Below are 25233 nucleotides of genomic sequence, written 5' to 3'. Positions count from 1 at the left end.
CCGGCGCCGACGGCCGACGAGCACGGGAGGCGCGGCCCGGCCTCGGGCACCGACCGACCTAGGATGGTCCGCGACCCGCCGCCGCCCGCCTGGAGGACCACTCGTGACCAAGGCCCCGACCGTGTACGACGTGGCCGCCCACGCCGACGTGTCGATCGCGACGGTGTCGAGGGTGCTGCGCCGTCCCGACGACGTGCGCCCCGAGACCCGCAGCCGGGTGCTCGAGTCGGTGCGTGCCCTCGGCTACGTGCCGAGCGGCGCGGCCCGCGGCCTCGCCGGGCGACGCACGGGCGTGCTCGGGCTCTTCCTGCCGGGCCACGACGGCATCGACGGCCCCGAACCCGACTGGGCCCGGGTGTCGGATGCGTCGCGCATCCCGCTGATCGACGACCGCGAGCGGGCGGAGGCGCCGGCCGTCGTCGAGCCGGACCGCGGTGCGACGACCCCCACCGCGCCTCCTGCATCCGACCACGGGTCGAACCCGGCGAACCTCTACTTCGACGAGGTGCTGCGCGGCGCCGAGGTCGAGGCCTGGCGACGCGGATTCGCCCTCATGGTCGCGGCCGGCCGGGGGTCGAGCCGCGAGGTGATGGTCAACGACATCGCGGGCCGGGTCGACGGGCTCGCGGTGCTGGCCCAGACGGTGCCGGGCGACCTGCTCGCGCACGTCTCGCGACGCATCCCCGTCGTCGTGCTCGCCGACTCGAGGCCGGGTGACGACCTCGACCACGTCGGCGTCGACAACGTCGCCGGCATGCACGCCCTGACGGACTTCGTGGTAGGAACGCGGGGCGTGCGCGACGTCGCCTACGTCGCCGGACCGTCCGACTCGCCCGACGAACTCGACCGTCACGCCGGTTTCGACCGGGCCGTCGAGGCGCACCGCGCCGCCGGGGCGCGCGTCACGGTCCGGGTCGAGCCGGGCGAGTTCTCCCGCGCCGGCGGTCGTCGCGCCGCTGCGGCCCTGCTCGAGGCCGGCGACCTGCCCCGGGCCGTCCTCTGCGCGAACGACCAGTCGGCGCTCGGCGTCCTCGACGTGTTCGGTGAGCAGGGCGTCGACGTGCCCGGTCGTGTGCTCGTGACGGGGTTCGACGGCATCGACGCCGGCCGGTTCTCCCGGCCCCGGCTCACGACGGTGCGCCAGCCGATGGGTGAGCTCGGCCGCATCGCCGTCCGCACGGTCGTGCGACGACTGACCGACCCGGGTGCGCCCCCGCAGCGGGTCACCCTGCCGGTCGAGGTGCTGCTGCGCGAGAGCTGTCCCGCGCTCTGAAGCCCGAGCCTCCTCGCCGGCCGGCCCCGGCCCCGGCCCTACCCGAGCCCGCCCTGCCCGGTGTCGGCGCCGGTGACGCTGCCGTCGTCCGGCCCGAAGACGAAGTAGTGCACGCGCTCGGCGTCGACCCCGTGGCCGATCAGGGCAGCCCGGGCGATCGCCATGAACGGCACCGGTCCGCACAGGAACACCCGGTGCGACGCGGTCAGGTCGACCCGGGCCAGGTCGATCGGGTCGAGGTAGACGCCCGGCCCGTCGATCGACGCCTCGGCCAGCGCGCTGAGCGCCGACAGCGACCCCTGCGTGTAGCTGACCCGCAGCGTCGCGTTCGGCATCGACGCGACCAGCGCCTCGAGTTCGACGCGGTGTGCGTGCCGTTCGGGCGTGCGCTCGAAGTGCAGCGCCGTCACGACGCGGTCGGGCTCCGTGCGGGCCAGGTGGTCGAGCATGCCGAGCACAGGCGTGCAGCCGATGCCCGCCGAGACGAACAACAGGGGGGCGTCGTCGAGGTCGTCGATCGTGAGCGACCCGATCGGGGGCGAGACGCTCACCACGTCGCCGACCCGCAGCTCGCCCATCAGGTGCGACGACACCTCACCGTCGGGCGCGGGCGGTTCACCGAGCAGCAACCGTGCGCTGATGCGCCATTGCTCGTCGTGACCGCCGCGCAGGCTGTACTGCCGGATCTGCCGGGCCCCGTCGGCCAGCCGCACCTGCACCGACGCGAACTGGCCGGCGCGGTACCGGGGCAGCGCTTCGCTGTCGGCCGAGACCAGGGTGATCGCGACCACGTCCTCGGCCTCGACGCGGAGCTCGGTGACGAGGGCCTCGCGCCACTCGTCACCCGGCTCGAGGTCGGCCTGCCGGTAGATCGCCTCGACCGTCGCCACCATCTCGTCGCGGGCCTGACGGTAGACGGCCGCCCAGGCGTCGGCGACCTCGGCTGTGAAGTCCGGGCCGAGGGCGACCGCGAACGCTTCGCCGAGGTGCCGCTCGAACAGGTCGTACTCGTCGCGGTTGACGCCGAGCGCCGCGTGCCGCTGGGCCAACCGCGAGACGATCTCGCCGGGAGTCGCCGGCGCGAGGGTCGGCGCCCCGGCCTGGCGGGCGGCGTCCCCGCCGGACGGTCGGCCCCCCGAGGAGGCGCGGTGCCGGTCGGCCCCCTCGCCTCGCGTCGACCCCGGGGCCGCGTCGAGGACGGCCTGCGCGAGCGCCACGATCGTGCGGGCGAGCTCACGCTGCTGCCGCCCCTGCGCGAGGTCGCCCCGGTTGAACTGGTCGCGCAGCAGGTCGGGTCGCGTGGCGAACAGGCGACGGTAGAAGTCGTCGGCGATGTCGTGCGCCCGCTCGGCGACCACGGGCAGCGAGGCGCGGAGTGCTCGCAGCTGCGTCGTGCTGGCCATGCGGGTCCCTCCGGTCGGCCGGGGCGCCGCGACCGGCACCCGACGCCGATTCTGGCGTGCGGGCCCGGGCGTCCCCTGACGGTTGGCTCGGCGTCGAACGACCTCGCGCCTCCTCGTCCCCGGGGGCTCGCGACCCCGAGACGTCATGACGTGCCGCTCACGTCAGGACCTGAGCGGCACGTCGTGCCGTCTCGCCGAGCCCCGCTGCTTGCGCACACACGATGTATGCGCTTACAGTGGGCCCAGCTCACCTCGACGACGAATGAGAGAACGTGGCGATGACGCACGCGACACCCCCTCGGCGACACCCGCGCCGACGCTTCCGCACGCTCGCGGCCCTGGCAGCGGCCACGGCCGCCGTGCTCGTGGCCACCGGCTGCAGCATCCAGATCCGCAGCCAGCCGGACCCCAGCATCGGGGCCGACACGATGCTGATCAACGCCGACAAGGGCAACCCGCAGTTCGAGCGCAACTTCAACCCGTTCCTCACGAACAAGCGCACCGCCTCGACCTGGATCTACGAGCCCCTGCTCGAGATCAACCCGCTCGACGGCGAGATCACCCCCTGGCTCGCGAGCGAGACCGTCCTGCCCGACGCGCGCACGATCGACATGACGATCCGCGACGGCGTTGAGTGGTCCGACGGCACGCCGATGACCCCGGCCGACGTGGTCTACACGTTCGACCTGATCAAGGCGAACCCGTCGCTCGACCTCAAGGGCGCCTGGCAGCACATCGACACGATCGAGCAGCAGGGCGACCACGTGGTCTTCCACCTGCAGACCGACGACGTGCCCGCGATGGAGATCATCGGCCAGACGACGATCGTGCCCGAGCACCTGTGGAAGGACGTCGACGACCCCACGACCTTCCGCAACCCCGACCCGGTCGGCACCGGACCGTTCACGCTCGGCAACTACTCGCCGCAGCAGTACTCGATGGACAAGAACGAGACCTACTGGCAGGCCGACAAGATCGAGATCGGGCACCTGATCCTGCCCGCGACGAACAACCAGCTCGACACCGTCACGCGCGGCTACGACTGGTCGTACTCGTTCATCAGCGACGTCGAGGGCACCTGGGGCGCCGCCAGCCCCGACAACCAGTTCTGGTTCCCGCCGGGAGGCGTGATCGGCCTCGTGCCGAACCTCACCAAGGCGCCGTTCGACGACGTGAACGTGCGGCGCGGCATCGCGCTGGCGCTCGACCGCGGTCCGATCGCCGAGTCGGCCACCGAGGGGTACCTCGAGCCGGCCGGTCAGACCGGGCTCATCCTGCCCAACCAGCAGGACGACCTCGACCCGTCGATCCCGAACGCCGGCATCCTCGAGCAGGACGTCGACGGCGCCCTCGCGGCCTTCGCCGAGTCGGGCTACACGCAGCAGGGCGACGAGTTGGTCGGCCCCGACGGCAAGCAGCTGAAGATCACGATCCTCACCGCCAACGGCTACACCGACTGGCTGCGGGCCGTGCAGGAGGTGCGGAGCCAGTTGGGCGCGATCGGCATCGACGTGCAGATCCAGGCTCCCCAGCCGGCCGGCTACCAGTCGGCCATCGCGAACGGCGAGTTCGACATGGCGATGGGCGGCATGGGCAACGGCAACGTCTACCAGGCCTACAACAACCTGCTCAACAGCGACTTCGCGACCCCGGTCGGTGAGACCACGGCGGCCAACTTCGAGCGGTTCAGCGACCCGGCGGTCGACCAGCTGCTCGACGACTGGAAGGCCACGACCGACCCCGAGCAGCAGAAGCAGTACGCGTACCAGCTGCAGAACGTCGTCTACGACCAGCTGCCCGTGATCGGCCTCTACTACGGCGGGCTCTGGGGTCTGTTCAACGACTCGAAGTTCACCGGATGGCCCACCGCCGAGAACCCGTACATGGCACCGCAGAACTACGACCAGGCACCGCTGCTGATCTTCACGAAGCTCAAGCGCGTCGACCAGAAAGAGGGCGACCAGTGAAGTACGCAGCCCAGAAACTCGGCCTGTTCGTGCTCACCCTGTGGGCCGCGGTCACCCTGAACTTCATCCTGCCGCGGCTGATGCCCGGCAGCCCGACCGACGCCGCGATCGCGAAGCTGTCGCTGAACGGTCCGGTCAGCGCGGCGACCCGTGCCGCCATCGAGGCCCAGCTCGGGGTGCCGGACGGCAACGTGCTGCAGCAGTACGTCAGCTACCTCGGTCAGGTGGTGCGTCTCGACTTCGGCACCAGCTACACGTTCTTCCCCGAGACGGTCGGCCACCTGGTCGGCCAGGCCCTGCCGTTCACGCTGATCCTCGTCGGCGTCTGCACGGTCATCGCCTTCGTGCTCGGCACCCTGATCGGTGTCGCCGCGGCGTGGAAGCGCGGCACCTGGCTCGATTCGCTGCCCACCCTGTCGGGCAGCTTCATGAGCACGTTCCCGTACTTCTGGACGGCCCTGCTGCTGCTGTTCTTCCTGGGCTACGTGCTGCACTGGTTCCCCACCACGGGGGCCTACGGCGCGACGACGACGCCCGGGTTCACGCCGGCCTTCGTCGGCGACGCGCTGCAGCACGCGGTGCTCCCGGCCATCACGATCCTGCTGACGAGCCTCGGCGGCTGGATCCTCGGCATGCGCAACGCGATGATCTCGACGCTGGGTGACGACTACGTCACCTTCGCCGAGGCCAACGGCCTGAAGGGTCGTACGGTCGCCGTTCGCTACGCCGCCCGCAACGCCATCCTGCCGAACCTGACCGGCTTCGGCCTCGCCCTCGGTGGCGTGGTCGGCGGCTCGATCCTCGTCGAGCAGGTGTTCGGCTACCCCGGCATCGGGTACCTGCTATTCAACGCCGTCATCGGCCAGGACTACCCGCTGATGCAGGCCCTCTTCCTGATGATCACGGTCAGCGTGCTCGTCGCCAACTTCCTCGTCGACATCTTGTACGGCGTGCTCGACCCAAGGACCCGCCGATGACCTCCACCGTGTCCGTCCACCTGCCCGAGGGCGCGCCTCCCACCGGCCCCGCCGAGCAGAAGGCGCCCAGTCGCTGGCTCACCATCGGCCGCATGGCCGCGACCATCTGGTCGAACCCCAAGGCGAAGATCGGCGTCGTCATCTTCGGCCTGTTCGTGCTCGTCGCGATCTTCGCCCCGCTGCTCGCCCCCTACGGCGGCAGCGAGAACGGCTTCGAGCGCAACGCCGACGCGAGCTGGGCCCACTGGATGGGCACCACGGCGGCCGGCGAGGACGTCCTGAGCCAGCTGATCTACGGCGCCCGCATCAGCGTCTTCGTCGGCGTCGTCGCCGGCGTGCTGTCGACGCTGGTCGCCGTCGCGATCGGGCTGAGCTGGGGCTACATGAAGGGCTTCGGCGGCGACGTCGTCGGCTTCGTCGTGAACCTGTTCCTCGTGATCCCGGGTCTGCCCCTGATGATCGTCATCGCGGCCTACCTGCAGAACGGCGGCATCACCGTGATCCTCGCGGTGATCGTCATCACCGGCTGGGCCTGGGGTGCGCGCGTGCTGCGCAGCCAGACGCAGTCGCTGCGTTCACGCGACTTCGTCACGGCGGCACGCTTCTCGGGCGAGAGCGCGGGGCGCATCGTGTTCCGCGAGATCCTGCCCAACATGACCTCGCTGATCACCGGCTCGTTCTTCGGCGCCGCGACCAGTGCGATCCTCGCCGAGGCCGGCCTCGAGTTCCTGGGGCTCGGCGACTCGTCGATCGTCAGCTGGGGCACGATCCTCTACTGGGCGCAGAATTCGAACGCCCTGCTCACCGGCCAGTGGATCCTGCTCTTCGCGCCCGGCCTCTGCATCGCCCTGCTGGCGATGAGCCTGACCTTGATCAACTTCGGCGTCGACGCCGTCGGCAACCCGCGACTTCGCGAAGGTGCGAAGCAGAAGAAGGAGGCGCGCAAGTGACCGCCACGGATCTCACCGACCAGCCCACCGCCTCCTCGCCCTCGTCCTCCGACGACGTGTTGCTCGACGTCCGCGACCTCAGCGTCGTCTACGAGAGCGCCGGCGCCGAGCCCGTGCAGGCCGTCGACCACGTGTCGTTCCGGCTGAAGCGGGGCGAGTTCGTCGGCCTGGTCGGCGAGTCCGGCTCGGGCAAGTCGACGCTCGGCTACGCGCTGACCCGGCTGCAGAAGCCGCCGGCGCGCACCAACGGCGGCAGCATCTGGTTCGACGGCGCCGACGTCCGCGACCTCGACATCGAGGCCCTGCGTCAGCAGCGGCAGGGCGGCTTCGCGATGGTGCTGCAGTCGGGCATGAACGCGCTGAACCCGGTGCGCACGATCCGCAACCACTTCGTCGACGTGTTCAAGGCCCACGGCCACGTGCCGCGCGACCGCTGGCACGCCCGTGCCGCCGAGCTGGTCGCCAAGGTCGAGCTCGACCCGAGCGTCCTCGCGCGGTTCCCCGGCGAGCTGTCCGGCGGTATGCGCCAACGCGTCTCGATCGCCCTCGCCCTGTCGCTCGAGCCGCAGCTGATGGTCTTCGACGAGCCGACCACCGCGCTCGACGTGCTTGTGCAGCACGCGGTGATGGACACGATCATCTCGCTGCAGCAGAGCGAGGGCTTCACGGCCGTGCTGATCAGCCACGACCTCGGCATCGTGCTCGAGTCGGCGCAGCGTGTGCTCGTGATGCACGAGGGCCGCATCGTCGAGGACGGCCGCTCGGCCGACGTGCTCGCCGACCCGCAGGACGACTACACGCGCATGCTGCTGTCGCACTACGCCGACCCGCGCGCCGAGGTCGTCTCGCTGCCCGGCTTCGAGGACCGATCGGTCCGCCGGGCCCGGGGTGACCGCCGCGTCGACACCACGACCTCGGTGCCGACCGTGGCCACGCGCGGACAGCGCACGGCGCAGCACGCGATCACCGTGAGCGGCGTGACCAAGACCTACGCGCCTCCTCGTCGCGGGGACGACCCCGTACGGGCCGTCCGCGACGTGTCGTTCACGCTCGAACCGGGACAGTCGCTCGCCCTCGTCGGGCAGAGCGGCTCGGGCAAGAGCACGATCGCCAAGCTCGTCACGGGCGTCGAGAAGCCGACGAGCGGCAGCGTCACGTTCGGCGACACCGACGTCACGAGGTTGCGCGGCCGCGCCCTCCGCAGCTTCCGCAGCGACGTGCAGATGGTCTTCCAGGACCCCTACGCCGCGCTCAACCCGCTGCACACGGTCGAGTACACGCTCACGCGCCCCGTCGTGAACTACACCGGCCTGACCGGTCAGGAGGCGCGGCGCCGGGTGCTCGAGCTGCTCGAGACGGTCGGTCTGACGCCGGTCGAGCAGTTCGCGGCCAAGCTGCCGCACCAGCTGTCGGGTGGCCAGCGGCAGCGCGTCGTGATCGCCCGGGCGCTCGCGAGCGACCCGCAGGTGATCATCGCCGACGAGCCCGTCTCGATGCTCGACGTCTCGCTGCGGGCCGGCGTGCTCGCGCTGCTCGAGGACCTCCGCGAGCAGTGGGGCGTCTCGATGCTCTACATCACCCACGACCTGCTCAGTGCCCGGCTGATCACCGACGACATCATGGTGCTCAACCAGGGAGCCGTGGTCGAACGGGGGCACACGGCCGAGGTGCTGCAGCGTCCGACCGACCCGTACACGGTGAAGCTGCTCGACGCGGTGCCGAACCCGCGCCGCACGCACCGCGCCTCCTGACATCCCCTCTCGCTCCACCCGAAAGGAACCACCCTGTGCTGACCTTCCCCGACGGCTTCCTGTGGGGAGCCGCCACCGCCGCCCACCAGATCGAGGGCAACAACGTCAACAGCAACTGGTGGGTGCACGAGAACGCCCCCGGCACGACCATCGTCGAACCGAGCGGTGACGCGGCCGACAGCTACAACAGGTTCCGCGACGACATCCGGCTGCTCGCCGAGCTCGGCCTGAACAGCTACCGGTTCAGCATCGAGTGGGCCCGCATCGAGCCCGAGCGCGGCATGGTGAGTAAGGCCCAGATCGCGCACTACCGCCGCATGGTCGAGACCTGCCACGAGTTCGGCATCGAGCCGATCGTCACGCTGATGCACTTCACCGTGCCGCGCTGGTTCGAGCGCGACGGCTTCTGGCGCGCGCCCGACGCCGCCGACCTGTTCGCGCGCTACACCGAGCTCGCGTTGCCGGTCGTCGCGGAGGGCGTCCGGTACGTGTGCACCATCAACGAGCCGAACATCGCCGCCATGCTGGCCGGGGGAGAGGACGCCTCGAACCTCGTCGCCTACGGCCTGCCGAACCCCGACCTCGAGGTCGCCGACGCGCTGCTCGCCTCCCACAAGCGCAGCCGCGAGGTGCTCTCGCAGTTGCCGCAGGTCAAGTCGGGCTGGACCGTCGCGACCCAGGCGTTCAAGGCCCTGGACGAGCCCGGTGCCGCCGAGAAGACCCGCGAGTACGGCTACGTCCGTGACGACTGGTACAGCGAGATGGCGGCCGGCGACGACTTCGTCGGCGTGCAGGCCTACACGCAGACCTTCGTCGGGCCCGAGGGGCCGCGCCCGGTCGCCGAGGGGCTCGAGACGACGCTGACCGGGTGGGAGTTCTACCCGCCGGCCGCCGCCGAGGGCATCCGCAGCGCGTGGGAGCTGTCGGGCCACGTGCCCGTCATGGTCACCGAGAACGGCATCGCGACCGCCGACGACACCCGACGCATCGCCTACACGCAGGGCGCGCTCGAGCACATCCACGACACCATCGACGAAGGCATCGAGGTGCTCGGCTACCAGCACTGGAGCGCCCTCGACAACTACGAGTGGGCCAGCGGCTTCCGCCCCACGTTCGGCCTGATCGGGTGGGACCGCGAGACCTTCGAGCGCACGCCCAAGCCGAGCGCCCGGTGGTACGGCGGGGTCGCCCGGGCGAACGGGCTGGCGCGGGCGTAGCTCCCCCCGGCTCAGCCGAGCTGTCACGACCGGCCGCTCACGTTCGACCGTGACCGGTTGGTCGTGACAGCTCGACCGGGTGCGGCGGGCGCAGGCCCGCAGGAGGCGCGGGTCGGGTGGCCCGCGCCTCCCGCGTCTCGGCCCCGGGGCCGATGCCGTGCCTAGAAGTAGGTGATGCTGTGCAGCGGGCGGTCGGGCAGCGACATCGCGCGGAGTTTCTGCACGGCCCCCTTGCGGCGCTCGCGGACGAGGCCCGCGGCGGCCAGCGTGACCGGGTCGAAACCTCCGAGCCAGAGCGAGCCGAGCGTCGCGACGTCGAGTTCGAGGTCGGCGCGACGCACGGCGGCCTTCTTGACCGTGGCCCCGCCCGCCTCGCTCGTGACGCGGTACGTGCCGGCCGCGTGGCCCAGGGAGTCGCCGATGGCGATCGTGACGACGCCGTCGGCGGCCCAGGGGCGTGCCTGCAGGGCGGCGACGGGGTCGAGGATGCGGAACCACACGTGGTCCTCGTCGTGGCTGATCGTCAGGGCGCGACCGTCCACCAGTGCATGGGGCAGCGGGTCGTGTTGCGGGGCGTTCGAGTAGCGGACGGCCTGGACCAGGTCGACCGCGAGCAGCAGCTGCCAGAGGCCGAGGTAGGCGTCGTCGGTCGCGGCCACGAGGTCGACGACGACGAGGGTCTGCGTGCCGGTGGAGCCCGGGCCGCCACCGGTCGACTCGACCCGGTAGGTCACGTAGCCGTCGACGGTGCCGGTCGCGTCGCGGTGCACGGCGGCTCGGACGGTCGGGTCGGGCGTGCCGTCGGCTCGCTCGCGGCCGAGGGCGTGGTTCCACGCGCCCTCGTGGCGATCGATCGATCCCGGGCTGCGGACGTGGAACCGGGCGAAGACGTCGGGGGCGACCTCGGCGAGCGAGGCCGTGGTGACGAGTTCGGAACTGCCCTCGGGTTCGCTCAGCAGACCGCCCGCACGTCGCACGTCGACCTCGATCGTGCGTTCGCGGACGCCCACGCCGAACCCGAAGCGCCGGTAGATCGACGCCTCGCTCGCAGTGAGCGCGGCGACCGGGGTGCCGGCGGCCTTGGCGCGGGCGAGGTCGTCGGTCATCATGCGGCGGAGGATGCCCTTGCGTCGGTGGGTCGGCTGCACGGTCACGCCGGCGACGAGGTCGGCCTCGATCAGGCGGCCGCCGCCGACGTGCAGGGTCTTGTCGAACGAGGCGAAGGTGCCGACCGGGCGGCCCTCGGCGTCGAGTGAGCCGGGGTTCGCCTCGCGGCGGTACACGCCGGTGAGACGGCGGCCGTCGGTGGCGAGGCGGCGGGCGGCCCGGCCGAGGGCCGCGTCGTCCGCGGAGGCTTCGTGGAAGCCCTGGGACTCGGCGGCGACCCAGGCGGCGGTCGCGGCATCGGCCCGCGGTGCGTCGCCCGGCGCCTCGGGGTCGAGCGCGGCCGCGAACGTGCGGAGGTCGTAGTCGTCGTCGAGGGTGCTCACCGGACCAGCCTACGGACCGCCACCGACGTTGTCGTCGTCCCTCAGTCGGAACCTGCGCGGGCCGCGGGCCCTCCTCGGGAGACCTTGCTGCCGTGGCAGATGTGAAATATCATGTGAGGATGAATCCGGAACAGCGACCACCCGAGCCCGACCTGCCCGCGGGGGACGCCCTCACCCGATTGGGGCTCGACGGGCCGACGAGATCGAGCCGTGGACTGGCACGAGACGTCCCGCGCCCGACGGTCCACCGGTCGAGGCGTCCGCGGCGGCGAGGCCGACGGCCGGCCGTCGTCACCCTCGTGGCGGCCCTGGTGGTCTTCGTGGGCCTGCCGGCCCTCGTGATCGGCGTCGGAGCCGGGTACCTCGGCCACCTCGCCCGCACCTGGGACGACGGGGCGAGCACGATCCGGGCCGCCTTCCCCGACGAGGCCGACCGGCCGGCTGCGGTCGACGACGGCGCTCTCGACGTCCTCCTGCTGGGCTCCGACACCCGGCAGGCCGGGGCCTCGGGGCGATCGGACTCGATGATGCTGGTCCACCTGCCGGCCGACCGACGTGACGTGTACGTCATGTCGATCATGCGTGACACGTGGGTCGACGTGCCGGGCCACGGGATGGCCAAGATCAACGCCGCCTACAGCTGGGGAGGGGTCCCGCTGACGGTGCAGACGGTCGAGCAGCTGTTGCAGACCCGCATCGACCACGTGGCCGAGGTCGACTTCACCGGGTTCGAGGGCATGACCGACGCTCTCGGTGGTGTGGACGTGGTCTCCGAGCGTGCGTTCCGGGCGGGGGGCCACGACTTCGTCGCGGGCCCCAACCACCTCGACGGCGAGCAGGCCCTCGACTTCGTCCGCGAGCGGAAGTCCTTCGCCGAGGCCGATCACCAGCGGGTGCGCAACCAACAGGCCTTCGTCCGGGGTCTCGTCGACGGTCTGCTGGATCGCCGGACCCTCACCGATCCCGCGGCGGTCTCGTCGTTCGTCGCCGCGACGGCCGACCACGTCGCGGTCGACCCCGGCCTGACCCCCACTCGCATGGCGGGGATCGCGTGGAGTGCTCGTGAGCTGAGGCCCTCCGGTCTGCACGCGTTCACGATGGCCACGGCGGGCGGCGGCACGTCCGCCGACGGGCAGTCGTACGTGGCGTTCGACGTCGATCGGCTCTACGCCCTGCGTCAGGCCCTTCACGACGACACGGTCGGGGACTACCTCGACCAGACACGCGGCGTCCCGGTCGGTTGATCGCGGTCGGGCCCGGTCGTCGGAAGGTTCCCGGCTCAGTCGATGGTGCGTTGCACCGCCTTGACCGGCAGCATCAGCACCAGGCCGGCCAGCAGCACGAGGGCGATGCCGACGATGCCGAAACGCGTGTCGCCGGTCACCGAGACGAACAGGGTGAACAGGCCCGGTGCCAAGAAGCTCACGGCGCGACCGGTCGTCGCGTAGAGCCCGAAGATCTCACCCTCGCGCCCGGGCGGGGTCACGCGGGCCAGGAACGATCGGCTGGCCGACTGGATCGGCCCGACGAAGAGGGCGAGGGCCAGCCCGAATACCCAGAAGAGGTTCGTCGCGGTCCCGATGGCGAGCACCGCGAAGGCGGCGACGACGAGCCCCACCAGCGACCCGACGATGATCGTCTTGGCCCCGAGTCGGTCGTCCAGCCAGCCGCCGACGAACGTGCCGATGCCGGCGACGAGGTTCGCCCCGACGGCGAAGTAGATGACCATGCTCGGCGAGAAGCCGAACACCTGCGCGGCGATGATCGCCCCGAAGGTGAACACGGCGGCGAGGCCGTCGCGGAAGACGGCACTGGCCACGAGGAACAGCAGCACCTGCCGGTTGCTGCGCCACAGCTTGGCGATCGTGGAACCCAGGAGGCGGTACGAGCGCCACAAGCCCACCCGGGCCCGCGCGGCGGTGGCGGGCGGCTCGGGCACCGACAGCAGGACCGGCACCGCGAAGACGGCGAACCACACCGCGGCGACGACGATCGACAGGCGGACGTCCCAGGCGCCTCCGGCCGTTCCCGTGGCGACGCCGAACAGGCCGCCGCGTCCCTCGACGCCGAAGCTCTGCAAGAAGGCGATGAGCAGCAGGAGCAGCAGGACGATGCCGCCGACGTAGCCGAGGCCCCAACCGAAGCCCGACACCTTGCCGATGGTCCGCGGCGTCGAGACCTGCACGAGCATCGCGTTGTAGTTCACGCTCGCGAACTCGAAGAAGATGTTGCCGGCGGCGAGCAGTGCGGCACCGAAGACCAGGTAACCGGGCACGGGGGCCACGAGCACCATCGCGGCCATGGCGAGCACGACGAGGCCGGTGTTCATCGCGAGCCAGAGCTTGCGTCGACCCGAGCCGTCGCTGCGCTGGCCGAGCACGGGTGCGAGGAGCGCGATCAGCACGCCCGCGATCGTCAGGGCCGTCGAGATGACCGTCGCGTTCTCGGCCTTCGCCAGCACGAGGGCCGGGTTGCGGGTGTCGTCTCCGGCTGCCGCGACGATCGCCGGGTCGACGAACGCGCCGCTCGCCAGGTAGGTGCTGAAGACGAACGAGGTGACGACGGCGTTGAAGGCGGCCGAGCCCCAGTCCCAGAGGGCCCACGAGACCACGCGGCGGCGCGGGATCGGGGTGCTGTCGGCGAGCGTCTGCGCTGCGGTCATGGGGGTCAACCTAGTGGGCGTCCGTGGCCGACGGGGTCGCGCCTCCTCGTCCGCGTCGATCGCGGTGACCCCCGTTCGAGAGTTGAGTCATTCTGGCTCAACTTTCAGGTTCACAGCTTGACGTCGGCGGCAGCGTGAGTAAAGTTGAGCCAGGCCGACTCAAGGCCGGCCCCCAAGGCTTTCGTCACACCGCACCACGAAGGAGAAAAGCACATGGCACGTGCAGTAGGAATCGACCTCGGTACCACCAACTCGGTCGTCAGCGTCCTCGAGGGTGGCGAGCCCACCGTCATCGCGAACGCCGAGGGTCTGCGCACGACCCCCTCGGTCGTCGCCTTCACGAAGGACGGCGAGGTGCTGGTCGGCGAGACCGCCAAGCGCCAGGCCGTCACCAACGTCGACCGCACCATCGCGTCGGTCAAGCGCCACGTCGGCACCGACTGGAAGGTCGAGATCGACGACAAGAAGTACACCCCGCAAGAGATCAGTGCGCGCATCCTCGGCAAGCTCAAGCGCGACGCCGAGCAGTACCTGGGCGAAGAGGTCACCGACGCCGTCGTGACCGTCCCCGCGTACTTCAACGACTCCGAGCGCCAGGCCACCAAAGAGGCCGGCGAGATCGCGGGTCTCAACGTCCTGCGCATCATCAACGAGCCGACCGCGGCCGCCCTGGCCTACGGCCTCGACAAGGGCAAAGAAGACGAGCTCATCCTGGTCTTCGACCTCGGTGGCGGAACGTTCGACGTCTCGCTGCTCGAAGTCGGCAAAGACGAAGACTTCTCGACCATCCAGGTGCGCAGCACCTCGGGTGACAACCGCCTCGGTGGCGACGACTGGGACAACCGCATCGTCGAGCACCTGATCAAGAAGTTCAAGGACGCCCACGGCGTCGACCTGTCGACCGACAAGATCGCGAAGCAGCGCCTCAAAGAGGCTGCCGAGCAGGCCAAGAAAGAGCTGTCGTCGAGCACTTCGACCAGCATCCAGCTGCCCTACCTCACGCTGACGGCCGACGGCCCGCTCAACCTCGACGAGACCATCTCGCGCTCGCAGTTCGAGCAGTGGACGAGCGACCTGCTAGACCGCACCAAGAAGCCGTTCAACGACGTCATCAAAGAGGCGGGCGTGAAGGTGGGCGACATCGCCCACGTCGTGCTCGTCGGTGGCTCGACCCGCATGCCGGCCGTCACTGAGGTCGTCAAACAGCTCACCGGTGGTCAGGAGCCCAACAAGGGCGTCAACCCCGACGAGGTCGTGGCCGTGGGCGCCGCCCTGCAGGCCGGCGTGCTGAAGGGCGAGCGCAAGGACGTCCTGCTCATCGACGTCACCCCGCTCAGCCTCGGCATCGAGACCAAGGGTGGCGCGATGACCAAGCTCATCGAGCGCAACACGGCCATCCCGACTAAGCGCAGCGAGACCTTCACCACGGCCGACGACAACCAGCCGTCCGTCGCGATCCAGGTCTTCCAGGGCGAGCGCGAGTTCACCCGCGACAACAAGAACCTCGGCACCTTCGAGCTGACCGGCATCGCCCCGGCCCCCCGCGGCGTCCCGCAGATCGAGGTCACCTTCGACATCGACGCCAACGGCATCGTGCACGTGTCCGCGAAGGACAAGGGCACCGGCGCCGAGCAGTCGATGGTCATCTCGGGCGGCTCGTCGCTGTCGAAGGACGACATCGAGCGCATGGTCCGCGAGGCCGAAGAGAACGCCGCCGAAGACAAGGCACGTCGCGAGGCCAACGAGACCCGCAACTCGGCCGAGCAGCTCGTCTACTCGATCGAGAAGTTGATCAAGGAGAACGACGAGAAGCTGCCCGCGGACGTCAAGTCCGAGGTGCAGGCCGACGTCGACTCGCTCAAGTCGGCCCTCGCCGGCGACGACGAGTCCGCCGTCAAGCCCGCCTTCGACAAGCTCAACGAGAGCCAGCAGAAGCTCGGCCAGGCGATCTACTCGCAGAGCCAGGCCGACCAGGCCGGTGCTGCCGGAGCCGCAGGCCCCGATGGTGCTCCCGCCGACGGCCAGGCCCAGGGTGACGACGAGGACATCGTCGACGCCGAGGTCGTGGACGACGACGACAACGACAAGAAGTAGAGGCGGTCGGCATGACTGACGACAACAAGACGCCCGACGACGAGCCGCGTCCCGCGACCCCGTCCGAAGACGGCGGCACGCCCGACGTGGTCGAGCCCGACGAGCTCGTCGACGCCGAGGCCCCCGACGTCGAGGTCCCGGCCGACGCCGAGGCCCCGGCCGGAGCCAAGGCCGCCGCCGAGTCGATGGCCGAGGCTCCCGAGGGCACCGAGACGCTGAGCGCCGACGACGAGGCGATCCTCGACGCGGCCAGTGCCGACCTCGTGGCCGACATGCGACAGGACATGCTGCGGGCCCAGGCCGAGCTGGTGAACTTCCGGAGGCGCGTCGAGCGTGACCGTGAAGCCAACCGCGAGGCCGTGGTCGCCGAGGTCGTCCGCTCGCTGCTGCCGGCGCTCGACGACCTCGCCCGTGCCGAGCAGCACGGCGACCTCGCCGAGGGCCCGATGACCGTCATCGCGCAGAAGATCCGTGGGGGGCTCGACAAGTTCGGCCTCACGCAGATCGGCGCGAAGGGCGACGTCTTCGACCCCAGCAAGCACGACGCACTGGTCCAGTTGCCGAGCGCCGACGTCACGGTCAACACCGTGGCCGACGTGATCGAGCCGGGCTACACGATCGGCGACCGGGTCATCCGCGCCGCCAAGGTCGCGGTGCACACCCCGCAGTGACACCCCGGTGACGGGCGGCCTCGAGGCGGCCCGTCACCACCCCCTTGCGACGCGAGTCGCGACCGGCGGTGGGCTCCTCGACGAGGTGCCCACCGCCTCCCCCGTTCTCTTCCGGTCGCTGCCAGGCAGCGACCTCCAGTCAAGGAAGGAGGTGCCGCATGGCGAGTCAGGACTGGTTCGACAAGGACTTCTACGCCGTCCTCGGTGTCTCCAAAGACGTCACGCCCGCCGAGCTGAAGAAGGTCTACCGCAAGCTGGCGCGCAAGTACCACCCCGACAGCAACCCGGGCGACGCCGCGAGCGAGGCGAAGTTCAAAGAGATCAGCGAGGCCAACTCGGTGCTCTCCGACCCCGAGCAGCGTCGCGAGTACGACCAGGTGCGTGCCATGGGCGGCGGCGCCCGGTTCGCGGCCGGCAGCGGTGGCCCCGGAGGCGCGGGTGGCGGCTTCGAGGACGTCTTCGGCGGCATGTTCAACCAGGGCGGCCAGCGCACGCAGTTCCGCCAGGGCGGCGGCGGCGGCTTCGACGACATCTTCGGCGGAATGTTCGGCGGTGGCGGCTTCGGTCAGACCAGCGGCGGCTACCGCGGCTTCGGCGGTCCGCAGAAGGGCCGCGACATGACGGCCACGACGACCCTCGACTTCCAGACCGCCATCGTCGGCGAGACCATCACGCTGCAGGCGTCGAACGGCAAGCCGATGAAGGTCCGCATCCCGGCCGGCGTGCACGACGGGCAGAAGATCAAGCTGCGCGGCCGGGGCGAGCAGAGCCCCGACGGCGGCGAGGCCGGCGACATGGTGCTGACCGTCGCCGTCCGCAAGCACCCCGTGTTCGAGCTCGACGGCAAGAACCTGCGGCTCGACGTGCCGGTCACGTTCGCCGAGGCGACCCTCGGTGCCACCATCGAGGTGCCCACCCTGGGCGGCGACCCCGTGCGACTGCGCGTCGCGCCGGGCACGCCCTCGGGCCGCGTGCTGCGCGTCAAGGGGCGCGGCGTGCACGCGAAGGACGGCGTCGGCGACCTGCTCGCCACCGTCCAGGTCGCGGTGCCCGCCCATCTCAACGACAAGGCGCGAGAGGCCGTCGAGGCCCTGGCGGCCGCCCTGCCCTCCGAGAATCCCCGCGACGACCTCATCGCCCGGGCGCGGGCCTGACGAGACCCACCCGACCCGCGCCTCCTCGGCGGCAGGTCCCGAGCGACGAGACAGGAGACGAGATGGACCGACCCGACCCCACCCAGTGGCCGATGGACGAGCACTCGCCTCTGTTCGCCATCGCGACCGCCGCCGAGCTCTCGGGCCTGCACGCACAGACCCTCCGGCAGTACGACCGGCTCGGGCTCGTCGTGCCGCAACGCACGGCCGGCAAGTCGCGCCGCTACTCGATGCGCGACGTCGTGCAGCTCCGCGAGATCGCGCGACTCGGCGGCGAGGGCATCTCGCTCGAGGGGATCAAGCGCATCCTCGAGCTCGAGAACCAGGTCACCGCCCTGCAGTCCCGCGTGCGCGAGCTCGAACGAGCGTTGGCCGACGAGATGGTCAACCGGCCCGGGGCCCGGGTCTTCGCCGCGGGTGAGAGCGGCGTCGTGCCGTTGCGGCACGGAACGCGCCCGTCGCGGCAGACCTCGGTGGTCGTCTGGCGGCCCCTGCGCTGACGGCGGCCCTTCCCGTCCGCTCTCACGTCGTCGAGATGGCGCGCCCCCTCGACCGGCACCGCTAGCGTGTCTCCGTGATCGACTTCGCGCAGCTCCGCCGATGGCCCGACGTCGAGGCACCCGAACTCATGGCCCACGACGCGACCGACCGGCTGCTGCTCGACACCGCCGAGGAGGCGCTGGTCGCCCACCCCGGGCACGTCACCGTGATCGGCGACCGCTACGGTGCCCTGACCCTCGGGGCCGTCTCGATGCTCGAGCCCGTCGGCGGAGGGTCCGATCACCTCGTGGGTCCCGTGCGGGTGCACCAGGACGCACGGTCGGGCGAGCTCGCCCTGGTCGCGAACGCCGCACGGCTAGGCCTGTCGACGCCCACCCCCGGTCGGCCCGAAGCTCCGTCGGCCTGGGTCTCCGGTCCGCTCGACGCGAGCCTGCTCGCCGGCGCCCGGGTGGTCCTGCTCCAGCTGCCTCGGGGGCTCGACGCCCTCGACGAGATCGCCGAGCTCGTGGCCGCTCACGCCGATCCCGACGTCCGCCTCTTCGCGGGTGGGCGGGTCAAGCACATGGCCGTGGCCATGAACGACGTCCTGCGGCGCCACTTCGGCGAGGTGCAGGCCGGGCTCGCGCGTCAGAAGTCCCGGGTGCTCACCGCGTCGGCACCGCTGACCCGTTCGGGGCCGTCGTGGCCCCGGTCGGAGCGGCACGACGACCTCGTGGTCGTGGCGCACGGGGCGGCGTTCGCCGGGGCGTCGATCGACATCGGCACCCGGGCCCTGCTCGAGGCCTTGGCCGTCGAGGACCCGCGGGCCGACCACGTCGTCGACCTCGGCTGCGGCACCGGCGTCCTCGGCGTGACGTACGCACGGGCCCACCCCCGGGCGCGCCTCGTGGCCACCGACCAGTCCGCGGCCGCGGTCGCGTCGGCCGTCGCGACCGCCGAGGCGAACGGCGTCGCCGACCGGATGGAGGTGCGGCGCGACGACGCAGGCGCCTCACTGCCCGCGGGCTCCGCCGACCTGGTGCTGCTCAACCCGCCGTTCCACGTCGGTGCGACCGTCCACGCCGGCATCGCGTACAAGCTGTTCGACGCGGCCGCCCGGGTACTCCGGCCCGGAGGCGAGCTGTGGTGCGTCTGGAACTCGCCCCTCGGTTATCGCCCGGCTCTGCAGCGCATCATCGGCCCGACCCGGCAGGTGTCCCGCGACGCCCGGTTCACGGTGACGGTCTCGACCCGACGGTGAGGACTCCTGCCCGACGGTGAGGACTCCGATCCGACGGTGAGGACTCCGACCCGACGGTGACGGGTCAGTCGAGACGCAGCGACGACTCGATGTACGCCAGGAGGGCGAGCGCGTAGGCGTCGTCCGGCAGGCTCGCGGCGTGCGTCTGCGTCGATGCCTCGACGTCGGCACCCGGGGCCCGCGTACGGACCTCGAAGACGACGCTCTCGGTGGTCCCGCCGAGGGAGCCGTCGGCGTCTCCGTCCGTCCCGGCCACACGCGTCAACGAGACGAACGACCTGCCGAGCAGGTCGCGCAACTGGTCTTCCCGAGGGAGCCACAGGGTCTCGTCGACCCCGACCGAGTCGAGCGCCCACTCGGTGGTGCCGTTGAAACCGAGCACCGTGCCCGTGGGGTACTCGTGCGCCTCGACCGTCATGTCGCTGACGGTGAAGACCTCGGCCGTGTCGAAGTCGCCCTGCTCGATGACGAACCGGTCACCTGCAGCGGGGTGCCAGCGGAGGCCGGCGGCGCTCAGGCGTCGGGCGAGGTCGACGGAGATCATCGGGCCAGTATGCCCGCACCTCACCGGCGGGGCGTGTACGGTCACGAGAGTAACACTAACGCTCGTCATTGTAATGTGCCACACGGCACCGGAGGATCTTCTTGCACGACACATCTCGTCGCCCCGAACATCACCACTCGCCGACACCGGGGCGTCGCTCGTTCCTGATCGGAGCGCTCGCGACGGCCGCAGCGGCCACGGCGGGCGGGGTCGCGTCCGGCGCCGGCGCGGCCCCGGTCGCGGCCGCCGAGCCCGTCTCGCCAGACGCCGTGCCGACCTTGACCGTCGTCGTCGCGTCGTCGGCCCACCCGACCGTGGCGGCGGCGCTCGCCGCGGTGCCCGACGGGGGCACCCTCGTGGTCGACCGGTCCGAGTCGGTCGCGGCCCCGCTCGTCGTCGACCGTCCGACGACCGTGGTCTTCGGCCCCTCGGTCGTGTTGACCGCGACGGCGGACTGCACGGTCTTCGACGTGCGCAGTTCGGACGTGCGCATCGTCGACGCGACCCTGGTCGGAACGGGCGCCGGGCGGACGGGGGCCGGACGCGGCATCGTCGTGACGGGGACGGCGGCCGCCCCGGTCGAACGCGTGTCGGTGGAGGACAGCCACTTCTCGTCGTTCTCGCACACGGCGCTGCTCGCGACGAACGTCGTGGGACTCGAGGTGGTCGCGTGCACGATCAGCGACGTCGGTTACGCGGGTGTGCTGCTCGTGTCGTGCAGCGACAGTGTCGTCCGCGGTTGCACGATCACCGACGTCCGTCAGCCGCCCGGCTACGTCAACGCCTACGGCATCGCGGTGACGCGTGACGAGTCGCGGTCGCTGACCGAGTCACCCCGCTCGGTCCGGGTGACCGTCGACGGCAACACCGTCCGGGGCGTGCCCCGCTGGGAGGGCATCGACACGCACGCCGGCGAGTCCATCGTGATCCGCGGCAACGACGTCTCGGGCTGCGCGGTGGGCATCGCCGTCGTGCCCTGCCAGAACGCGGCCACGCCCCAGGAGTACGTCTACGCGCCCACCGACGTCGTCGTCACGGGCAACCACGTCGAGCGGGGTGCCTCGACGGGCACGGGGTCGGGCATCGTGATCAAGGGGGCGGGGTCGACGGTCGCGTCGGCGTCCGAGCGGGCGACGGCCGTCGTCGAGGGCAACGTCGTGGTCGGCATGGGCGGCGGCGATCGCGAGGCGGGCATCCTGCTCTATCTGACCCGCGACGTCGTGGTGCGCGGCAACACCCTGAGTGGATGCGTGACGCGAGGTCTGTCGCTCTACCACTCGAACGACGCGACCCTGGTCGTCGGAAACACGGTCGAGGGACTGGCCCTCGGGACGGGTGCCTCGATCGCGGCGGCCTTCGAGGTGCGCAGCGCCTCCAACACCGCGACCTTCGTGGGGAACGCGTACCGCGTGTCATCCGGGTCGGGCCCGGTCTCGACTCCCGTCCCGGTGAGGGGGGTGTCGGTGCCGGGCAGCGGCAACGTCCTCGATCTCGTGCGCAACGACTGGTCGGCCACGACGCTGCCGGTCTACGGCCGGGCGAGCACGATCACGCGCTTCGCCGACGGCCCCTGACGGCCGGCCCTCGGCCGACCGCCGGTTCGGCCGGACCACGGAGGCGCGGGTCGGGTGATCACCGCACCCGCGCCTCCGTCGTCCTCCGGCTCAGCTACGCGGTCGGAACTCGCCGAACGCAACGGTCCGAGGACTGGTTCCCGGAGTCGTCTCGACGAAGGTGAGGTCGTAGACCGACGGCGCCGCGAGGACGTAGCTCAACGACCAGCCGCCGTCCGGGGTGGCGTCGACCGGGCCGGTGACGCGGGTGCCCCACTTGTTCTGCACGTGCACGGCGGCTCGCGGGTCGGCCGTGCCGCTGAAGGTGGTGGCCGTGCCCGAGACGTATCCGGCCTCCCGGTTCGGGCTGATCACCCGGAATTCGGGGCGGAGCGTCTCGGGGTGGATCGTGAACGGCCCGTCCTTGGCCGTCTGGGTGGCCAGGGTCTGGGCGACCCACAGGGTGTAGACGCTCGGCGCGGCCAACACGCGGTCGTGGTGCCAGTGGCCGGCGCCGTCCACCGGGATGCCGCGGGCGACCTCGGTGCCCCAGGCGTTGACGAGCGCCACCGTGGCCCGGGGGGTCGCCATGCCCTCGATCCGGGTGAGCGTGCCCGCCGTGTAGGTCGCCGGGCCGGTGATGGTGCCGGGCAGCAGGGGGGCGGGTTCGGGCGTCTCGGGGCCCTCGAGCGTCAGTGCGGCGGTGGTGCGGTTGTGGCCGCGGCCGATCTGTACGACCTCGAGGTCGTGACCCGAGTCGTCGAGGGGCGCGGTGGTCACGCGCCAGGTGCCGGAGGCGAGCACGGTGGTCGCGGGGGCGAGCCACGAGGTGGAGCCTTTCTCGCGGACTCGGACCTCGCCGCGCGGGACTCCCTTCCCGGTCAGCGCGACCGGGCCCCCGGTGTGGATTGTTCCGTCCGCCGGGCTCGCGACGGAGACGGCCGCCCCGTAGTCGAGGTCGAGACGGGTCTCGTCGATCTTCTCGCCGTCGAGGGACTGGCGCACCGTCACTGTGTGCACGCCGCCGGCGTCGGGGGCGAGCACCTCGACGTCGACCGCGCCGTCACGGTCGGTGCGGCCCGAGCCCAGGAGGCCGCCGCCGACGCTCAGCACCTCGACGAGGGACTCGGGAGTCGCTCGACCCTCGACGTGGACACGCTCGGTCCGTGCCTCCGGGAACGTCCGGGTCACATCGAGGGGGGTCCCGACGAAGAACTCGAGGTCGAGGGTGTCGACCAGGGTCTCGCCTCGGTACTCGGCGAGGTGTGTCGAGGCGGGCCCGAGCGGGAGGTGCCCGAGCTCGGCCCGCCAGACGCCTGCGTCGTTCGCGTCGACCTCGAAGGTGTCGTCGACGACGACGGTCGCGCCGGCTTCGGCGTTGCCGGAGACCACGGCCGTGCGATCGGTGACGTCGACGCTCTCGATGCGAGCGGTCAGGCCCGAGGGGTGGGTCTCGCTCGGGGTCGCAGGGAGGGGAGAGTCGGGGGGTGCCGCGGATGCCGGGGCGGAGGTCAGAACGAGCAGGGCGACCGTGGCCGTCGCTGCGATCGTGGTCATTCGGTGCTGGGGTCTCATCGTCGGTCCCATCTGTAGATGCCGCCGCGCTGACGGTCGACATATTAATAGCAGATGTGAGACGTATGGATCACCCGCAGGACGGCTCCCCACCCTCGGGGTGGGGAGCCGTCCTGCGGGCGGGTGGGTCAGCGTCGGGGGGCGAAGGCGGCGACTTGTGCTTTGGCTTCGGTCGCGGTGCCCTTGTCCTGGATGAAGTTGATCGTCCAGGTCGAGGTGCCCATGTTGGCGCGGGTCCAGGACCAGGTGTTGTTGTCCTCGACTCGGGTGGTGCCGAGGGCGGTGCCGAACTTGTTCTCGACCTGGATGGTCTTGCCCTTGGTGCCGGTGCCTTCGAACGTGAAGCCGGTGTTCGGGACGTAGCCGGCCTTGGGGTCAGCGGGGTTGGTGACCGTGACGAGGGGGGCCGGTGCGGGGGTGTCGGTGCTGGGTTTGAAGTTCAGCACGGTCGCGGTCGACTGGGTGGTCTCGCCCTTGTCCTGGATGAAGTTGATCGTCCAGGTGGAGGTGCCCATGTTGGCGCGGGTCCAGGACCAGGTGTTGTCGTTCTTGACTTGGGTGGTGCCGAGGGGGGTGCCGAACTTGTTCTCGACCTGGATGGTCTTGCCCTTGCTGCCGGTGCCTTCGAACGTGAAGCCGGTGTTGGGGACGTAGCCGGTCTTGGGGTCGGCGGGGTTGGTCACCGCGACGAGGGGTGCCGGTGCGGGGGTGTCGGTGCTGGGTTTGAAGTTCAGCACGGTCGCGGTCGACTGGGTGGTCTCGCCCTTGTCCTGGATGAAGTTGATCGTCCAGGTGGAGGTGCCCATGTTGGCGCGGGTCCAGGACCAGGTGTTGTCGTCCTCGACTTGGGTGGTGCCGAGGGGGGTGCCGAACTTGTTCTCGACCTGGATGGTCTTGCCCTTGGTGCCGGTGCCTTCGAACGTGAAGCCGGTGTTCGGGACGTAGCCGGCCTTGGGGTCGGCGGGGTTCGTGACGGCGACGGGTGCGATCTCGCCGGCTCCGGGGTTCAGGGTCACGGTCGAGACGGTGGTGTTGTTGCCCTTGCCGGTCTGGGTGACTTCGAGGATGTGCTCACCGTCGTCGAGCTTGGTGGTGGTGAGGTTCCACTGGCCGTTCTGGAAGACCTTCCCGGCGGCGAGGATCGGGACGTCCTTGCCTTTCTCGCGGATCTCGATGCTGGCGTCGATCTCGCCCTTGCCGGTCATGTTCAAGGTGCCGCCGTCGAACGCGATCCCGTCGACGGGGGTGTCGATCTTGACTGCGGCGCCGTAGGCGATGGTGGCGGTGGCGGTGCCGCCGTCGTCGCCGTCGATGAGCTGTTGGGCGGTCACGGCGTAGTCGCCGGGTGCGTTCGGGGCCGGGATCTCGAGCTCCCAGGCGCCGTCGGCGTTCGTGGACGCGGTGGTGCGGCCGATCTCGGTGCCGGCGGAGTCGCGGACGACGATCGTCGCGCCGGGCTGCGCAGCACCCTTGACGATGGCCTCGTCGGTGCGGTCGGCCCCGAACGCGGTGGTCGCGGTGATCGGGGAGACCTTGATCTCGGCGTCGAGGGTGTATTCGCCGGTCTGGACGCCGTTCTCCCACTGGGTGAGGTGCAGCGGGTTCGACCCGAGCTTCAGGCCGCCCACCGTTGCGGACCAGGCACCTGTGTCGTCCGCGAGGAACTGCTCGGCACCGTTCACGATCACCGCCGAGTTCGGCATCGCAGTTCCTTCGAGCGTGGCTGTCTTCGCGGCGCGATCGATGTTCGTGACCTTGGCCGACAGGGCAGCGAACCCATGGCCTGGCGCGAAGGCCAGCCCTTTTTTCTCTTCCATGCGAGCTGGCGTCGGTGTCGCTGGGAAGGCCGTGTATTCCCCGTAGTAGTAGGGACGCGTGAGAGACAGGCCTCCTGCCGACGTCAGGCTGTCACTCCCGTCTTTCCAACGGAAGTCTTGCCCCGTCGAGCATGCGGCGGAGGTCAAGTAGGAGCCCTTGGGCGCACTGGTTCCCTGCTTGATCCCCACGCATGTTCCGTCCGTCCCTCGGATCTGCTTCGTGGCCGTGTCGTACGTGAACGGCCAGGCAGCTTCCGACGCCTCTTCCAGCGTGGCAAAGGCACGCGTGCCGCGGGTCGGATCATTCGTCGTCACTGCCACGTAAGGGAGGGCGGTCGACGGCTGAGTGAAGACGAGCTTGATCGGCCGGACGCTTTCAGGTGCTGACGTAGCC

At 70.8% G+C, this 25233-nt stretch carries 19 protein-coding genes; 13 read left to right on the top strand and 6 right to left on the bottom strand.

The window, feature by feature from the left end; genetic code table 11:
• Positions 1 to 103 precede the first annotated feature (103 nt).
• A complete protein-coding gene (locus tag SJY14_RS00370) occupies positions 104 to 1273 on the top strand; it encodes a LacI family DNA-binding transcriptional regulator (protein WP_396599439.1) in 1170 nt (389 codons plus the stop codon).
• Between the two features lie 38 nt (positions 1274 to 1311).
• On the opposite strand, the gene SJY14_RS00365 is transcribed toward SJY14_RS00370, so the two are convergent.
• Positions 1312 to 2676, bottom strand: a complete 1365-nt coding sequence (locus tag SJY14_RS00365) for a globin domain-containing protein (protein WP_396599438.1) — start codon at positions 2674 to 2676, stop codon at positions 1312 to 1314.
• A gap of 278 nt (positions 2677 to 2954) precedes the next feature.
• On the opposite strand from SJY14_RS00365, the gene SJY14_RS00360 reads away from it, so the two are divergent.
• The 5 genes from SJY14_RS00360 to SJY14_RS00340 are packed head-to-tail and all read left to right on the top strand — an operon-like array spanning position 2955 to position 9538.
• On the top strand, positions 2955 to 4643 hold the full coding sequence (locus SJY14_RS00360; protein WP_396599437.1) for an ABC transporter substrate-binding protein: 1689 nt from the start codon (positions 2955 to 2957) through the stop codon (positions 4641 to 4643).
• Positions 4640 to 5620 carry an ABC transporter permease gene (locus SJY14_RS00355; protein ID WP_071255557.1) on the top strand — a complete coding sequence of 327 codons (981 nt, stop codon included), beginning with the start codon at positions 4640 to 4642 and terminating at the stop codon, positions 5618 to 5620. Before SJY14_RS00360 ends, SJY14_RS00355 begins: the two co-directional genes overlap by 4 nt.
• Positions 5617 to 6570 (top strand): ABC transporter permease, encoded by a 954-nt coding sequence (locus SJY14_RS00350; RefSeq protein ID WP_396599436.1) that lies wholly within the window; start codon positions 5617 to 5619, stop codon positions 6568 to 6570. Before SJY14_RS00355 ends, SJY14_RS00350 begins: the two co-directional genes overlap by 4 nt.
• A complete protein-coding gene (locus SJY14_RS00345; RefSeq protein ID WP_396599435.1) occupies positions 6567 to 8321 on the top strand; it encodes an ABC transporter ATP-binding protein in 1755 nt (584 codons plus the stop codon). The genes SJY14_RS00350 and SJY14_RS00345 overlap by 4 nt, the downstream gene beginning before the upstream one ends.
• Positions 8322 to 8356: 35 nt before the next feature.
• Positions 8357 to 9538 carry a glycoside hydrolase family 1 protein gene (locus SJY14_RS00340; RefSeq protein WP_071255554.1) on the top strand — a complete coding sequence of 394 codons (1182 nt, stop codon included), beginning with the start codon at positions 8357 to 8359 and terminating at the stop codon, positions 9536 to 9538.
• A 161-nt stretch (positions 9539 to 9699) separates the two neighbouring features.
• Here SJY14_RS00340 and SJY14_RS00335 read toward each other — a convergent pair whose 3' ends face one another.
• Positions 9700 to 11028 (bottom strand): GNAT family N-acetyltransferase, encoded by a 1329-nt coding sequence (locus SJY14_RS00335; protein ID WP_396599434.1) that lies wholly within the window; start codon positions 11026 to 11028, stop codon positions 9700 to 9702.
• 299 nt (positions 11029 to 11327) lie between these two features.
• Between SJY14_RS00335 and SJY14_RS00330 the strand changes: the two genes are divergently transcribed.
• Positions 11328 to 12272, top strand: a complete 945-nt coding sequence (locus tag SJY14_RS00330) for an LCP family protein (RefSeq protein ID WP_396599433.1) — start codon at positions 11328 to 11330, stop codon at positions 12270 to 12272.
• A gap of 35 nt (positions 12273 to 12307) precedes the next feature.
• Here the strand turns inward: SJY14_RS00330 and SJY14_RS00325 are convergent, their stop codons facing one another.
• Entirely contained in the window at positions 12308 to 13690 is a 1383-nt protein-coding gene (locus SJY14_RS00325; RefSeq protein ID WP_396599432.1) for an MFS transporter, read from the bottom strand.
• 213 nt (positions 13691 to 13903) lie between these two features.
• Here SJY14_RS00325 and dnaK point away from each other — a divergent pair, with 213 nt between their 5' ends.
• From dnaK to SJY14_RS00300, 5 genes are all read left to right on the top strand, one after another.
• The gene (dnaK, locus tag SJY14_RS00320) at positions 13904 to 15784 is read left to right on the top strand and encodes a molecular chaperone DnaK (protein ID WP_071255547.1); all 1881 of its coding nucleotides are present in this window, start codon (positions 13904 to 13906) and stop codon (positions 15782 to 15784) included.
• A gap of 11 nt (positions 15785 to 15795) precedes the next feature.
• A complete protein-coding gene (locus tag SJY14_RS00315) occupies positions 15796 to 16455 on the top strand; it encodes a nucleotide exchange factor GrpE (protein ID WP_396599431.1) in 660 nt (219 codons plus the stop codon).
• Positions 16456 to 16613: 158 nt separating this feature from the next.
• Positions 16614 to 17609: a DnaJ C-terminal domain-containing protein gene (locus SJY14_RS00310; RefSeq protein WP_071255546.1), complete on the top strand. Its 996-nt coding sequence runs from the start codon at positions 16614 to 16616 to the stop codon at positions 17607 to 17609.
• 92 nt (positions 17610 to 17701) lie between these two features.
• Positions 17702 to 18109 (top strand): heat shock protein transcriptional repressor HspR, encoded by a 408-nt coding sequence (locus SJY14_RS00305; protein WP_043597756.1) that lies wholly within the window; start codon positions 17702 to 17704, stop codon positions 18107 to 18109.
• A gap of 128 nt (positions 18110 to 18237) precedes the next feature.
• Positions 18238 to 19350 carry a class I SAM-dependent methyltransferase gene (locus SJY14_RS00300; protein WP_396600235.1) on the top strand — a complete coding sequence of 371 codons (1113 nt, stop codon included), beginning with the start codon at positions 18238 to 18240 and terminating at the stop codon, positions 19348 to 19350.
• A gap of 64 nt (positions 19351 to 19414) precedes the next feature.
• Here SJY14_RS00300 and SJY14_RS00295 read toward each other — a convergent pair whose 3' ends face one another.
• Positions 19415 to 19894, bottom strand: coding sequence for a hypothetical protein (locus SJY14_RS00295; protein ID WP_071255542.1), 480 nt, complete (start codon positions 19892 to 19894; stop codon positions 19415 to 19417).
• A gap of 101 nt (positions 19895 to 19995) precedes the next feature.
• Here SJY14_RS00295 and SJY14_RS00290 point away from each other — a divergent pair, with 101 nt between their 5' ends.
• A complete protein-coding gene (locus SJY14_RS00290) occupies positions 19996 to 21468 on the top strand; it encodes a nitrous oxide reductase family maturation protein NosD (RefSeq protein ID WP_396599430.1) in 1473 nt (490 codons plus the stop codon).
• A gap of 90 nt (positions 21469 to 21558) precedes the next feature.
• Here the strand turns inward: SJY14_RS00290 and SJY14_RS00285 are convergent, their stop codons facing one another.
• Together SJY14_RS00285 and SJY14_RS00280 are read right to left on the bottom strand one after the other, a co-directional pair.
• Positions 21559 to 23004, bottom strand: coding sequence for a hypothetical protein (locus SJY14_RS00285; protein ID WP_071255539.1), 1446 nt, complete (start codon positions 23002 to 23004; stop codon positions 21559 to 21561).
• Positions 23005 to 23150: 146 nt separating this feature from the next.
• A complete protein-coding gene (locus SJY14_RS00280) occupies positions 23151 to 24725 on the bottom strand; it encodes a hypothetical protein (protein ID WP_396599429.1) in 1575 nt (524 codons plus the stop codon).
• Between the last annotated feature and the right edge of the window lie 508 nt (positions 24726 to 25233).

This window comes from Frigoribacterium sp. R86507 (genome assembly GCF_044597695.1).
Taxonomy (GTDB): Bacteria; Actinomycetota; Actinomycetes; order Actinomycetales; family Microbacteriaceae; genus Frigoribacterium.
Note: the sequence above shows the minus strand (reverse complement) of the source record. Positions and strands in the feature narration are given on the sequence as shown.